The sequence below is a fragment of the Nocardia sp. NPDC056000 genome, from assembly GCF_042269265.1.
Lineage (GTDB): Bacteria > Actinomycetota > Actinomycetes > Mycobacteriales > Mycobacteriaceae > Nocardia.
Window position 1 is genome coordinate 437,300 of the sequence record NZ_JBHJXS010000001.1, and the last position, 13,843, is coordinate 451,142.

The 13,843-nt window shown below is 68.5% G+C and carries 8 protein-coding genes; 3 read left to right on the forward strand and 5 right to left on the reverse strand.

The window, feature by feature from the left end:
• Positions 1-91: 91 nt before the first annotated feature.
• Positions 92-862: a histidine utilization repressor gene (gene hutC, locus ACFC4D_RS02055; protein WP_376061267.1), complete on the forward strand. Its 771-nt coding sequence runs from the start codon at positions 92-94 to the stop codon at positions 860-862.
• Positions 863-867: 5 nt separating this feature from the next.
• Here hutC and ACFC4D_RS02060 read toward each other — a convergent pair whose 3' ends face one another.
• From ACFC4D_RS02060 to recC, 5 genes are all read right to left on the reverse strand, one after another.
• The gene (locus ACFC4D_RS02060; protein WP_375967642.1) at positions 868-2,352 is read right to left on the reverse strand and encodes a flavin-containing monooxygenase; all 1,485 of its coding nucleotides are present in this window, start codon (positions 2,350-2,352) and stop codon (positions 868-870) included.
• An 87-nt stretch (positions 2,353-2,439) separates the two neighbouring features.
• Complete coding sequence (locus tag ACFC4D_RS02065) at positions 2,440-3,282, reverse strand: alpha/beta fold hydrolase (RefSeq protein WP_376061269.1); 843 nt, start codon at positions 3,280-3,282, stop codon at positions 2,440-2,442.
• Positions 3,283-3,304: 22 nt separating this feature from the next.
• A complete protein-coding gene (recD, locus tag ACFC4D_RS02070) occupies positions 3,305-5,188 on the reverse strand; it encodes an exodeoxyribonuclease V subunit alpha (protein ID WP_376061271.1) in 1,884 nt (627 codons plus the stop codon).
• Positions 5,189-5,231: 43 nt separating this feature from the next.
• The gene (locus ACFC4D_RS02075) at positions 5,232-8,867 is read right to left on the reverse strand and encodes a UvrD-helicase domain-containing protein (RefSeq protein WP_376061272.1); all 3,636 of its coding nucleotides are present in this window, start codon (positions 8,865-8,867) and stop codon (positions 5,232-5,234) included.
• Positions 8,868-8,916: 49 nt separating this feature from the next.
• Positions 8,917-12,342 (reverse strand): exodeoxyribonuclease V subunit gamma, encoded by a 3,426-nt coding sequence (recC, locus tag ACFC4D_RS02080; RefSeq protein WP_376061273.1) that lies wholly within the window; start codon positions 12,340-12,342, stop codon positions 8,917-8,919.
• Between the two features lie 199 nt (positions 12,343-12,541).
• On the opposite strand from recC, the gene ACFC4D_RS02085 reads away from it, so the two are divergent.
• Together ACFC4D_RS02085 and ACFC4D_RS02090 are read left to right on the forward strand one after the other, a co-directional pair.
• Positions 12,542-12,727: a hypothetical protein gene (locus ACFC4D_RS02085; RefSeq protein ID WP_375967651.1), complete on the forward strand. Its 186-nt coding sequence runs from the start codon at positions 12,542-12,544 to the stop codon at positions 12,725-12,727.
• A 176-nt stretch (positions 12,728-12,903) separates the two neighbouring features.
• A complete protein-coding gene (locus tag ACFC4D_RS02090; RefSeq protein ID WP_376061882.1) occupies positions 12,904-13,776 on the forward strand; it encodes a tat pathway signal sequence in 873 nt (290 codons plus the stop codon).
• Positions 13,777-13,843 lie beyond the last annotated feature (67 nt).

Here is a 13,843-nt window from a genome sequence, read left to right on the forward strand (position 1 = left end):
ATAGTCCTGTCTATACAACTGTCAAAATCGCGGGATCCGGGCCGGTAGGCTGCATGCTCGGAACGTGCACACGGTAGGGAGCGGTACGGGGATGGCAACGGTCGCGGGATCGAACAGCTCGGGCGAGACCTCCCTGGCCACCCTGTTCGCCGAGGCGGGCGGCGATGCCGTGCCCGCGTACGAGCGGATCAAGCAGTTGGTGATCAACCAGGTGCGTTCAGGGCGCTGGACGGAAGGCGATCAACTGCCGTCCGAGCATCAATTCGTGGCGGCGCTCGGACTGTCCCGCATGACGATCAACCGAGCGCTGCGCGAACTCACCGCCGAGGGCTTGATCGTGCGCATGATGGGCGTCGGCACCTTCGTGGCGAGCACCAAGGGTTCCTCACCGCTGTTCGAGGTGCGCAATATCGCCGATGAGATCCAACAGCGCGGGCATCGGCATCGCACCGAGGTGATTCTGGTGCGCGAGGAGAAGCTGGACGGCACGCAGCCGTCGCTGCGGGAGTCCCTCGGCCCCAAGGCTTTTCATTCGGTGCTGGTGCATTTCGAGGATGACACCCCGATCCAGGTCGAGGACCGGTACGTGCATCCGGCGCAGGCTCCCGGCTATCTGGAACAGGATTTCGCCGCCACCACGCCCAATGACTATCTGAGCCGGGTCGCACCGCTGGTGCGCGGTGAGCACGTGGTGGAGGCGGTGCTCGGCAGCGCCGAGGAATGCCGCCTGCTCGGTATCGATCGCAGTGAACCGTGCCTGCTCATTCGCCGCCGCACCTGGTCCGAACAGGGCCTTGTGAGCGTGGCCCGGCTGGTGCATCCGGGCTCGCGCAATCGACTCGAAGGCGTCTTCGGGCGCTGAGACCGCTACCGCGCCTCGGCGACCGGGGTCGACTCCCCCGCGCGCTCGAAGCGCATATCCGGGTCGACGATCTTGCCGTAGCGCAGCGTGGGCAGATCGCGCAGATAGTTCTGACGCAACCGCCACGGCACCCGGTCACCCTGTTTGGGCAGGTGATCCAGGGCGCGCAGCACATAGCCCGGCTGGAAATCCAGGAAGGGCGCGGTGCCGACCGAGGGGTCGCGGATCGGGGTGGCTTTCGCATAGCCGTTCGAATCCATATGGCGCAGTAGCCGAACCACGTACTCGCACACGAGATCCGCCTTGAGCGTCCAGGAGGCGTTGGTGTAGCCGATGATGAACGCGAAATTCGGGACGTCGGAGAGCATCATGGCCTTGTACGCCATGGCATTCGGGAGTTCCACCTTCTCCCCGTCCACCGTCAGTTCCAGGCCGCCGAAGGCGATGAGGTTCAAACCCGTTGCGGTGATGATGATATCGGCGTCGAGTTCACGACCGGATTCGAGCTGCAGGCCGGTTTCGGTGAAGGTCTCGATGCGGTCGGTGACCATCTCCAATTTGTCCTGGCGAATGGCGCGGAACAGATCACCGTTGGGCACCAGGCACAGCCGCTGATCCCACGGCTTGTAGCTGGGATTGAAATGCGTCTGAATATCGTAACCAGCTGGGAGCCAGCGCTTCTGGAGGCCGAAGATCCACGAGCGCATACGCTTGGGATAGCGCTGCGAGATCTGATACATGGCGGTGCTGAGCGCGACATTCTTGGCCCGGGCCAGACCGTAGGCCGCCCGCGCGGGCAGGATGCGGCGCACCCGATCGGCGAAGGCATCGCGTGCGGGCATGGAGATGATGTACGACGGTGAGCGCTGCAGCATGACCACGTGCGCGCCCTGATCGGCCAGCGCCGGTCCGAGGGTCACCGCGGTCGCGCCGGAACCGATGACCACGACCTTCTTGCCCGCCACCTCGAGCTGTTCGGGCCAGTGCTGCGGATGGACGACCGGACCCGAAAAGCGTTCCATACCGGCGAATTCCGGGGTGTAGCCCTCGTCGTAGCGGTAGTAGCCCGAACAGCTGAACAGGAAATTCGCGGTGATGGTCACCGTTTCGCCATCGTGGTCGGCGGTCACCGTCCAGCGCTCATCGGCGGTCGACCATTCCGCGCGCAGCACCCGGTGCCGGTAGCGAATGTGCTTGTCGATACCCGCCTCCACGGCGGTATCGCGCACATAGTTCAGAATCGAATCGCCGTCGGCGATGGCCTTGTCTCCCAGCCACGGCCGGAAGCGATAGCCGAGGGTGAACATATCCGAATCGGAGCGAATTCCGGGATAGCGGAACAGATCCCAGGTCCCGCCGATGCCCTCGCGCATCTCCAGAATCGCGTAGGTGCGCCATGGAAACGCGGTCTGCAGATGATGGGCCGCGCCGATTCCGGACAGTCCGGCGCCGACGATGAGCACATCGACGTGCTCGGGAGTGCTGCTCATCGATACTCCTCCGATTCGCAATATGACGGTGCCCGCGCACCCGATCCCAGCGTATCCAGCACCGCACCCGCGCAGGGGCGAAGCGCACTACGAACGCGAGAAGAATTCGCCGATGATCCCGGCGACGAGTTCGGGGGCCTGTTTGTCGATGCCGAAATGATCCAGGCCCGGGACGGTGCGGCGCTCGCAGTGCGGCAGGGTTTCCGCGAGCCGGGTGTGATCGGGATCGGTTCGGCGCTGCGGATCCTTGTCCCCGTCCATGAGCAGCACCTCGGCGGTGATCCCGGCATAGGCGCGATAGGTGTCGTTCAGCCGGATGATCTCGCGATGCTCGCGCAGATTCTCGGCGAGCTGGCTCACCACCATGTCCTTTTCGGGCGCGTTCATGAATAGCGGCATCATGCGCCGGAACATCCAGCGCGGCACCTTGCGCATATTCTCCGGACCCATGGCGCGAACGAATTCGACGAAGGCGTCGAAGGGTTTGCCCTGATCCAGGTATCGCTCATAGGCGGGCATCCAGTCCGAGGGCACCGATCCGGCGATCGAGACGCCCGGTTCGTACAGGGCGAGCTTGCGGATATCCGGATTGTCCCGCGCCGCTTCCAGCGCGATCAGCCCGCCGTAGCTGTGCCCGACGATCAGTCCCGCACCGGTTTTGTCCTGGAGTGCGCGAATATCCTCGCACTCCAGGCTGATTCGATAGTCCGGCCCCTGCGGTCCGCTGTCGCCGCGCCCGCGCCGCTCCAGGGTGTGCACGGTGAACCCGGTACCGAGGGCGGCGGCGAAGCGGGCGAAACCGCTCGCCACGGACAGCACTCCCGGGAGCACGATCACCGGCGGCCCCTGGCCCACCGTGAGATACGCGATGCGGGTGCCGTCCGCGGACAGCACGGTATCGGCGAACTGTTCGAACCCGGTGTCGGCCATGGCACCCCTCCGGGTTACCAGGCTACGCGCGCAGACCGCTCGCGCGCAGTACCCGGCGGCCGATCGCGGCGCGAATCGATTCGTCGGTGCCCAGCACCCGCACATGTTTGCGGGCGCGAGTTATGGCCGTGTACAGCAACTCTCGGGTGAGCAGTGTCGATTCCGGTCCGGGCAGCACCGCGGTGACGGTGTCGTACTGACTGCCCTGACTGCGGTGGATGGTCATGGCATAGACGGTGGTGACGCCCGGGAACTGGGTGGGGTGCACCAGATACGGTTCGGTACCGCGCTGTAGCGCGGCGCGCAGGGTGCCGTCGGGCATGCGCACGATGACACCGGTATCGCCGTTGTAGATGCGGGCCTCGTGATCATTGGCGGTAACCAGCAGCGGCTGGCCCGGATACCAGTGTCCGGGACCGGGTTCGGTGCTGATGCCCGCGGCGGCCACCCAGCCCGCGGCCATGCGATCCCAGCGTTCCACGCCGTATGGACCCTGACGGTGCGCGCACAGCAGGCGATGCGATTCCAGGGCGGTCAGCGCGGCGGTGGCATCCCCGGCCAGTGCCGCGTCGGTGGCGGCGTGCGCGGCGCGCAGGACGTCCGCGCGCACCTCGGTGTGATCCTCGGGCGTGTGCAGGGACAGTTCGGTGCCATCCGCGCGCAGCAGATCGAGGGCGGTATCGGCGTCTCCGGCGCGCACGGCCACCGCGAGTTCGGCGATGCGGCCACCGAAGCGGCGGCCCCGGGTGAGGCGCACGATGCCGCCGCGCAGGCGTTCCCGTTCGCGGGCGGACAGCGCGTCGGGATGTGCGGCGGTATCGCGCATTTCGCCGCCCAGGATCTTGTCCAGGGCCGGATTCGCCTGTCCGGCAATCGGTCCCGCCACCAGATCGGCGAGCACCGCGCCCGCGTCGACCGAGGCCAGCTGATCCGGGTCGCCGACCAGCACCAGGCGGGCGTCGGGGCGTACCGCGGGCAGCAGGCGGCTCATCATGGTCAGCGAGACCATGGAGGTCTCGTCCACCACGATCACGTCGTAGGGCAGCCGGTTGAATTCGTGATGCTTGAAGCGGCTCGCGCCACCGCGCTGCCAGCCGAGCAGGCGGTGCAGGGTGGCGGCGGTCAATTCCGGCAGGCCGATATCGCCCGCCTGTTCGCGCACCGATTCCTGTAGGCGCGCAGCGGCTTTACCGGTCGGGGCCGCCAGGGCGATGCGCAGCGCGGGCGCGCCCGGCATCGCTTCCTGGTGCGCGACCAGCAGGGCCAGCACGCGGGCGATGGTGTGCGTCTTACCGGTACCCGGGCCGCCGGCGACCACGGTGGTCCACTGGGTCGCGGCCAGGGCCACCGCGAGGCGCTGCCGATCCGGCGGCTCCCCCGGGCCGCCCTCGCGCGGGAACAGCCGATCCAGTTCGCGCCGAATGAGTTCCGCGTCCACCATGGGCTGGGTGGTGGAGCGTTCGGTGAGCACCTGCCGGATCGTCTCCTCCTGCCGGTAATACCGGTCCAGGTAGAGCAGCGGTCCATCCGTGGACCCCGGCGGATCGATGAGGCGCAAGGGTCGCAGCGGTCCGGCCGGACTGCCGCACACCAGCGGACTCTTGCGCAGTTCGGCGATCACCGCGTCCACATCGGGCCAGGGCAGGGTCGCCGGATCGATCGAGGACTCTTCGGTCCCTTCGGCATCCACGCCGATCTCGTGCATGCGCCGCACCTGGAGACACACCGAGCCGGACCGCACCGCGCGCACGGCCAGCGCGGTGGCGAACAGCACCAGCGGTGAGTTCTCCTGCCCCAACCGGCCCAGTCGCACCGCCACGTGCACATCGGCCGCGGACAGCACACCGGCGGTATTGAAGATCTGCATCGCGCCGGTTCCGCGCTGCGCCAACTGAATCGAGGTCACGCGATCACCCGCCCGCGCACGCTGACGGCATTCATATCGCGGCTCATCGGGCGGCCTCCGGGTCCATGGGTTCGCCCGCGAGCAGGCGGGACAGATCCTCCACCAGGGCGGGCGGTGGCATCCAGTCGAAAACGCCCGCGCCGTCCGGGGTGTCGGGACCGATCATGCCGCGCACGAACAGGTACCGGATACCGCCGAGGTGCTGGGCCGGATCGTAGCCGGGCAGCCGCCAGCGCAGATACCGGTGCAGTGCAACCGAATACAGGATCGCCTGCAACGGGTAGTGCGAGCGCATCATCTCCGCGGCCATGCGCTCGTGGGTGTAGTGCGCGACGGTGAGGTCGCCGGTGCCCAGGCGGTTGGTCTTGTAGTCGACCACCACGAAACGCGGTCCGGGAATGCGCAATACGGCGTCGATACTGCCGGTGAGGAAGCCGCGCAGCGGGGTGTCGTCCAGATGTTCGAGCTGATCCGCGTAGGGGATGAAGACATCGCCGGGCGGGAGGTGGCGGCGCAGCAGTCCGGCGATCTGCGGCACGCTCACCCGGGTGGCGGTGGGCTGGTCGCCGCCCGCGAGCGGCAGTTCGAAATCGAGTTCGCTGAGCCGGTCGCGCGCGGAAATCTGTGCCAGGGAACCGAATCCGATGGGCGTGTGCATGACGGCCAGCAGGGCATTCGCGAGCACTTCGGGATCGGCGTCGAACATCTGCTCGGCGACCGCGTGCGTGCAACGGGCGCGCATCTCGGCGGCGAGATCGGCCGCGTCGGTGTCGACGTACTCCAGGATCTCGTGCACCAGGGTGCCGAATTCCGCGCCGTAGGGCAGCGTGTTCATGAGTGACGGTGCGGCCGTGGTGAATACGTCCAGGTCCTCGGCGAGCACGCTCGGGGTGGCCGGTTCATCGGCGACGCCGCCGCCGTCGGGCTGATCACCGACCGGCATGGCGTCGTGCGCTCCGGCGGTGAGCGCCGAGTACGAGGTGCGCCGCCAATCCTGATCCAGATGGCGGTGGAAGCGCGCCACGGCCAGGTCCTGCGCGGTGGTGGCGGTGTGATCGCGGGGCAGCCGGGCGCGGCGGATCTCATGCACCGGTTCGATGGCGATGACGCCGGGTTCGGCGGTGCTCGCCCATTCCGAGATGCGGTTCAGCACCATCGCATCGGCGGGTACCGCGACCTTGTCCGCCACGGCCGGGCTGCCGGGTTCGCGGCCCAGGATCATGCGGTGCAGGGGTGCGGTCTGGGTGTCGAAGGCGGGCGCCCACCAGGCCACCACCTGTGCGCCCGCGCGGGTCAGCGCCACGTACAGCAGGCGCAGTTCCTCGGCGGCCTCCTCCGCTTCGGCGCGCGGTTTGCGCGTGTTGTAGCCGGAGGCGTCCGGACCGCCCACATCCAGCACGCGGCGACCCTGGTCATCGTGGAAGAGCAGGGTCTGCGGATTGCGGATCTTGGCTGCATCCCATGCGAAAGGCAGGTAGACGACCGGGAATTCGAGTCCCTTACTGGCGTGCACGGTGGCGATCTGCACGGCCGCCGCGTCCCGGTCCAGGCGGCGGCTGCGATCGGCCACACTGCCCGATGCCGGATCGCGGACCCGATCGGCGAGCCAGCGGGTGAGCGCGCTCAGGCCCAAACCCTCACGCAGCGCGGCATCGTCGAGCAGCTGGGCGATATGGCGCAGATCGGTGAGCTGGCGTTCACCGCCCTCCAAGCCGAGCAGGCGCGGTGCGAGTCTCGTTTCCGCGCTCATCTTCTCGAAGACCGCCGCGAATCCCGCGCGGGCGAACAGCCGGGCCGAATCGCGCAGTTCGGCACTGAGCCGTCCCACCAGATCCGCACCGCCGGAATCGATCTCCTCGGCGGCGAGCCCGAGCAATGCGGTACCGGCGGCCAGGCGCACCCGGTCGGCGCGATGCGGCTGCTCCAAAGCGTGCAGCACCCACAGCCACTGGGTCGCCGACGGCGTGCCGAAAACGCTCGCACCCCCCGCCAGCACCGAGGCCACCCCGGCGAGTTCGAGTTCCTTGCGCACCATGTCGAGCTGGTTCCGATTGCGCACCAGCACCGCGATATCGCCCGGGCCGAGCGGCCTTTCACCATCGGCGTCGATGGTGGTGCCCGATTCCAGCAGTCGCACGATATCGGCCGCCACATCGGTGGCCACGCGTTCACGCTGGCGGCCGACGGTCGGATAGCCGGAGCGATTGAGCGGTCCGGCACCGGTGCGCGGTAAACACCTGAGCCGGAATGGAATCACCGCATCGGGCTCGCCGGTCAGCCTGCTGTACGGCCGGGTCGCGGCCACCGTGTGCACGGTGATCTCCTTATGCCCCAGGGCCGCTCCGCCGTGCAGATGCTCCAGCGCCGCCAGCAGTCCGGCATCGCTGCGCCGGTTGGTGGTCAGTTCGCGCCGAGAGTCCGCGTGCGCCACCGCATCCAGATAGCTGAGCACCTCCGCACCCCGGAAGGCGTAGATCGCCTGTTTGGGGTCGCCGACCAGCACCAGCGTGGTGTGCCCGTGGAAAGCGCGCCGCAGAATGTCCCACTGCAACGGATCGGTGTCCTGGAACTCGTCCACCAGCGCCACCCGGAATCGATCCCGGATGCGCTGGCAGGCGCGCGGGCCGTGCTCGGTGTCGGCGAGCACATCGTGCAGCAAGACCAGCAGATCGTCGAAATCGCGCAGTCCCGAAAGCTGTTTGCGCCGTGCGGTTTCCGCGCGCGCGGCCGCCGCGAAGGCGACCCGCTCCCCCGCCGGATCGAGTTCGGACTCGACCTCGGGCACCAGCATGGCGGCCCCGTCGTGCACGGCCGCGGCCGCCAGCCGCTGTGCGTCGGCCGGACTGAACGGCGGCAGCTCACGCGCGTACCGGCTCAGGTACAGATCATCGGCGACGGTGGACACCACCTCGTCGACATTCTCGACCAGCCGGACCCCCGGATCCTGCTCCCCCGCCAGCCCCAGCTCATCGAGCATGCGCTGGCAGAAGCTGTGCGTGGTGGCGATGGTCCCCGCGTCGAAATCCGACAGCGCCGCCAGCAGCCGCTCCCGGCGCGCCGCCACCTCCGCCGGATTCGCCTGCGCCAGATGCCGAATCAGCTCATCCCCGGTGGCCTGCGCCCGCTCCGGTTCCGCCAGCGCCGCCGCCACCGAGACGAACCGATCCCGCGTCCGCTCGCGCAACTCCTGGGTGGCCGCCCGGCTGAATGTCACCAGCAGCAATTCCGAGATATCGACCCCGGCCTCGGCCACGAACCGCACCGCCAGGCCGACGATGGCGTAGGTCTTCCCGGTCCCGGCGCTGGCCTCCAGCACCGTGGTCCCCACCGGCAGCGGCCCGGTCAGCTGAAACCCACTCCCCGAATCCTCCTGCTCACCACTGACATTCGGCACCGGATCGGTGACATTGTCGGCGGCCCAGAGTCCTTCGCTCTGCGACGGCGGGGCATCCGCGTCGACCTCCGTCTCGTCAGCCGCACCGCCGGTCATCGCACCCGAACGCGCGGTGGGCGCATCGGGGGTGATGTCCGCGCCCAGGGTGAACAGGTCCGCGCCGTCGTCGCCCACCGGATCCGGGTGGGAGTCACCGCCGGCGGAGTCGTCGCGGTGACGGGCTCGGGTGACCGCCGGGCGGACGGACAGGTCCGGATCGGTGAGCGAGAACAGGTCGTCGGTCATCCGCGCCTTTCACATTCGGGGCCGGATTGTGGGGCCGGGCGGTGGATCGTCATGGCTGGCCTTGATTCTCGTTGCTGAGCAACGGATTCCAGAGACGGCGCGCCAGTTCACCGAAACGGGTCGGCTCGGCTTCCAGCGCGGTGGGCGCGGTGGTGAGCGATTCGGTCAACTGATGGAAGCGCGGGGTGGGGCCCAGGACATAGCGCAGATAGCGGTCGGTGTGTTCGCCGTAGCGGCCGGGACCGTCCTTCCCGCCGTCGAATTCGTGTTCGGCGGCGAGCAGGGCATCCTCGGCGGAGGAGCCCTGGCAGCGGCGCTCGGCATAGGCCGCCGAGGCCGCTGGAGCGATGGGCAGCGCCTCGGCCAGGCCCTCGTCTCGCAGTGCCGCCAGATCGCGCAGCAGCAGGCGCGCCGCGTGCGCATTGGGCGCTACGAGCGTGGATTGCCATGCGGGACGCGACATCTTGCCGCGCCCGATGGTGATGGCCCGCCAGCTCTGATGGTCGCCGGTGGCGGCGAGTGCGAGCAGCCGCACCCAGGCCGCTATCCGGTGTTTGGGCGCGAGCCGGGAGAAGGTGGTGCGCAACAGCGCGTCGTCGTGCACATCGGGGACGGTGCCGGTGAGGCGGCGGCCGTCGCCCAGATCGACCGCGATATCGACGGTGCGGGAGGGGATTTCGTGCAGCGGCTGCGCCACCCGCACCAGGCGGTCGACGGTGTTCTCCACATCGTCGAGTACGGCCGCGCCGAGCGCGAACGGCGGCAGCGAGCCGCGCCGCCATTCGGCCGCGCGCAGCGCGTTGGGGTCCACCCCGGTGAGCCGGGCGGACAGCATGCGTTCGCCCATACCCCATTTGGTGAGCCCGTCCAGCTCGATGGGCAGGCGGTCGGCGATCTCCTCCTCGCTCTCGGGGACGCGAATCCCCAAGCGCTGCCACAGGAACGCCCGAATCGGATGTTCGGCGAAGGACACCAGATCGGCCAGTTCCACATCCCCGCGTTCGGTCGCGGGCAGTGCGGCGGCCAGGAACGGCGGGCGCGCGGCGGGCGGTCGCTGGGCCGCGAGCGCACCAGCGAGCGCGACACCGTCGAAGCTGAACGGCTTCTCGGGATCGAAATTGCGACGGTCGAAGGGCTGCAGGGGATGTCGCATGACGACGTGCTCGAGCCCGGCGGGACCGACGTGCGCGCGCACGGTGTCCAGCAGTTCGGCCAGCGGAATCGCGGGCGGCCTATGCGCACCGGTCACCGGATCGGATCCGGTGTGCAGCAGGACGAGTCGCTCCCCCGCCGCCATGATGGCGTCCAGCAGCAGCTGCCGGTCCTCACTGCGCGGATCGCGATCGCCCGGGCAGCGATGCCGCGCCAGCACATCGTCACCGTCCACGCCGCCGGTGCGCGGGAACACCTCGTCATCGAGCCCGAGCAGCACCACCACCCGATGCGGTACCGACCGCATGGGCACCATGGTGCACACGGTCAGCTCACCGGTGCGGAAGTTGGCCCGTGACGGCCGTCCGGCCAGCCTGGCGGCCAGTAGTGCGGCGATATCGGTGAGCCGCAGGGGAATCTGCCCGGCGTGCTCGGTGGCGGCGGCCAATTCCCGGCGCGCCTGCACGCCCTGCCAGCCCTGGGTCAGCGGCACATCGGTGAGCAGATCCAGCGCTCGCCCGAGCACCGAGGCCCATTCCGACGCGGGCCGTGCGGATCCGGCCGGTTCCTCGAGGGTCGGCCCGCGCAGATCCCGCAGGCAGACCGCCAGGCGGTCCACGAATTCCGCGAAGCGCCCGGCCAGATCGATGTCATTGCTGTCGACATCGTCCAGCGGCAGCACCAGATCCAGCCAGTCCTCACTGGATTCACCGGCCGCCACACCCAGCAGAATGCGGTCCACCGCCGCGTTGAGCGTGTTCTGCGCGAAATCGCCCAGCCCGAACGCCTGTCGCTGCCGCTGCCCGATCCCCCAGCGCGCCCCGGTCTCGGCGGCCCAATCGCGCAATCGCTCGATATCGTCCTCGTCGAAACCGCAGCGCAGCCGAACCGGTTCCGTCGCAGCCAGATCCAGCACCTCGGTGACGGTGACGCGCCCGTCGGCCAGCTCCAGCAGTGTGGCGATCACATCGAGCAGCGGGTTCACCGCCCGCTGTGCGCGATCGGCCAGCCGCACCCGCAATCCGTGCGCCGGATGCCCCGGCGCGGATCCGTCCAGGGACCACTGTCCGAACGCCGCGCGCACCAGCGGCGCGTAGCTCTCCACATCCGGGCACATGACGATCACATCGCGCGGCTCCAAAGTCGGGTCGGCGCTGAACAATCCGAGCAGCGCGTCCCGCAGCACCTCCACCTGCCGAGCCGGACCGTGACAGGAGTGCACCATGACGCTGCCGTCGGCCAGCGCCGGTTCCGGCATGAGCGACCACCGGTCCTGCCGGATGGCGGCCTGCAATTCGGTGAGCAGCGTGCGCGGCGTGATCGGCTCCAGCCGCGAATCGGGCGCACCCGCAGGCGAATCCGGCGTACCGGACAGCTGCGTCCGCGGATCCGACATCCCCGACCGGTGCGGCTCCGGGGCGGGGTGGTAGGTATCGATGTGATCGTAGCTCGCGAGCCGCTGTTGCAATTCCCGCACATCCCGGCCCAGCGCCGCGAGCAGCGGATGCCGCACCCGCACACCGGAATTCGGGATCACCTCGGCATCGGCGAGTTTGGTCCACAGCGCCGGGCTCGGATGCACCAGCCACAGGTGCACGCCCCGCCCAGCCGAGAGCGCCGAGAGCACCTCGAGCTGATCGGTGGTCAATCGGGTCACCCCGAACAGCGAGAGACGATCGGGCAGCGACACCACGGCCGGATCGGTCCGCAGGCGCGCGCACGCGTCCGAAAGTCGTTCGGCCGGAGAGGGTTCCCCGACCGCCGCGCGCAGTCGCCGCCACAGTTGCGGCTGCCAGAGCAGATCCTCGGGCAGCGGATGCCCGGCACCGTCGGTATCGGAACCGGCCGCCCAGTCCGTGATCATGCCGGGCCGCTGCATGGCGTAACCCGCGAACAATTCCGCGATCCGCGCCGCCGTCGCATACCGCCGCCCGACCCGATGCCCGCCCGCGTCACCATTGCCGAGATGCCGTGCCAGCACGGCACTCCAGGGCTCGGACAGCACCTCGTCCAGCACCGGCAGCAGCGTCCACACCACGCGCTCGCCCGCCCACGGATCATCCTCGGGCACCCAGCCCGTCGCCTCGGCCAGCACCCGCGCCACCAGCGCGGCCGGATCCGCGAAATCGATATTGGCCGCGACCCCGTCGGCATGCGCGGCGCTGCCGAGAACCACCCCGAGCCGCTGCTGCAACCAGCGCTCGATGCCCTTGGCCGGAACGGCTACCACTTCCGGGGTGAACGGATCGCCGAGCGGTGCGGCGAGCAGCTCGGCCAGCGCGTCGGCGAGCGTGTCCGCACGCTCGGCCCGGTGAATGTGCACGACCTGTGTTTATACAGTCAGCGAACGACATGCAATCACCGGGTCCCTCGGCTCGCCGGGTGACACCTGCCACACGCCGGAGATTAGCTAGGGCGCGTCACCCCGAAATTCGAGTGTGGTATGCGACAGTGCTTTTCGGGGAGGTCGATTGTGCTGTGAGGAAAGGCTGGTTGCGTCGATGTCTGCGTCGGTGATTCCCATGATCCCGAGGCGCGGGTTCACTGTCCGGCGGGTCGGAGAACGCTGGGAGCTGGTGAATTCCCGCTGCTACGGGCGCACCGTGGTACTCGCGTCGTGGGCCCGGGATCAGCATGCCGAGGCATTCGCGCACTGCTATCGCCTCAACGGTCGCAGTGTCGAGGAACTGTCCGCCGCATTCCGCTGAGCACCCCTTTCGCACGGCGTGTCCGCCCGCCTTGCGGCGCAAGGCAATCCGGCGCGCCGAAGCGAAATTCGAAACCCGCTGTGACAGCGGGTTTTCCATAGCACAGCCAGTCAATCCACTCAAGACGTGCACATCGGGCATTGTGATGTCTATTGTTTCCCACCGTGCGTTCTCCGATGGCCCGGAACTCCCGTGTGGCCGCCTCCGCTTGCGTCCTCGCCGCCGCTGCCCTGATTCCCGCTGCGCCGGTATTCCTCCCCTCCGCCGCCGCGCGGCCCGTACTCGCGCAGGGCTGCCTGCCGGGATTCGACTGCGATTTGAGTAATCGCATCGCGTCGGTCGACAACTATCTCGCGGGCAGACCCGGTATCACCGGATATGTGGTGCGCGACCGCGTCTCCGGCGGTATCTACCGGAACGCGAACTCGGACAACATGTTCTGGACCGCCTCCACCATCAAACTGGCGATCGCGGAGGATCTGCTGAATCGCGCCCGCATCGGCGCGATCGTGCTGGACCCGGGCGACCGCTCGCTGATGGAGTCCATGCTGGCAACCTCCAACGACAATGCCGCCGACATCCTGTGGAACAAGTTCGCAGGTCTGGACCGTATGGCGTTCAACAACGCCTTCCGCGCCAACGGTATGGCCGGGCTCGTCCCGCTGCAGCCGAGCACCTCCCTGGAGCAGATGAAACTGTTCCCGGACTGGGGCTTCCAGCAGTGCTCACCGTCCGATCTGGACCGGTTGATGGACAACGTGCTCACCCGCATGCATCCGGACGATCGCGCCTACCTGGTGGACCGCATGCGCCGCGTCGACACCAATCAGCACTGGGGCGTCTGGGGCGCGGGCGCGGCCATGCAACCCGGTCTCAAGAACGGCTGGTCCGATGAACAGGGCGGCTGGGTGGTCAACTCGGTCGGCTTCGCCGGACCCGGTGAGCGCTACACGCTGGCCATCATGACCGAACAGGGTCCGAACGGTAGCTACACCGACGGATCCGAGACCACCACCCGGGTGGCGCAACTGCTGTTCGCGGGTCGATGAGCTGAACCGGCGACCATCGCACTACCCTTGACGTGAGAAGTGTCGTAGTTTCACCGTCTGGCTAGGA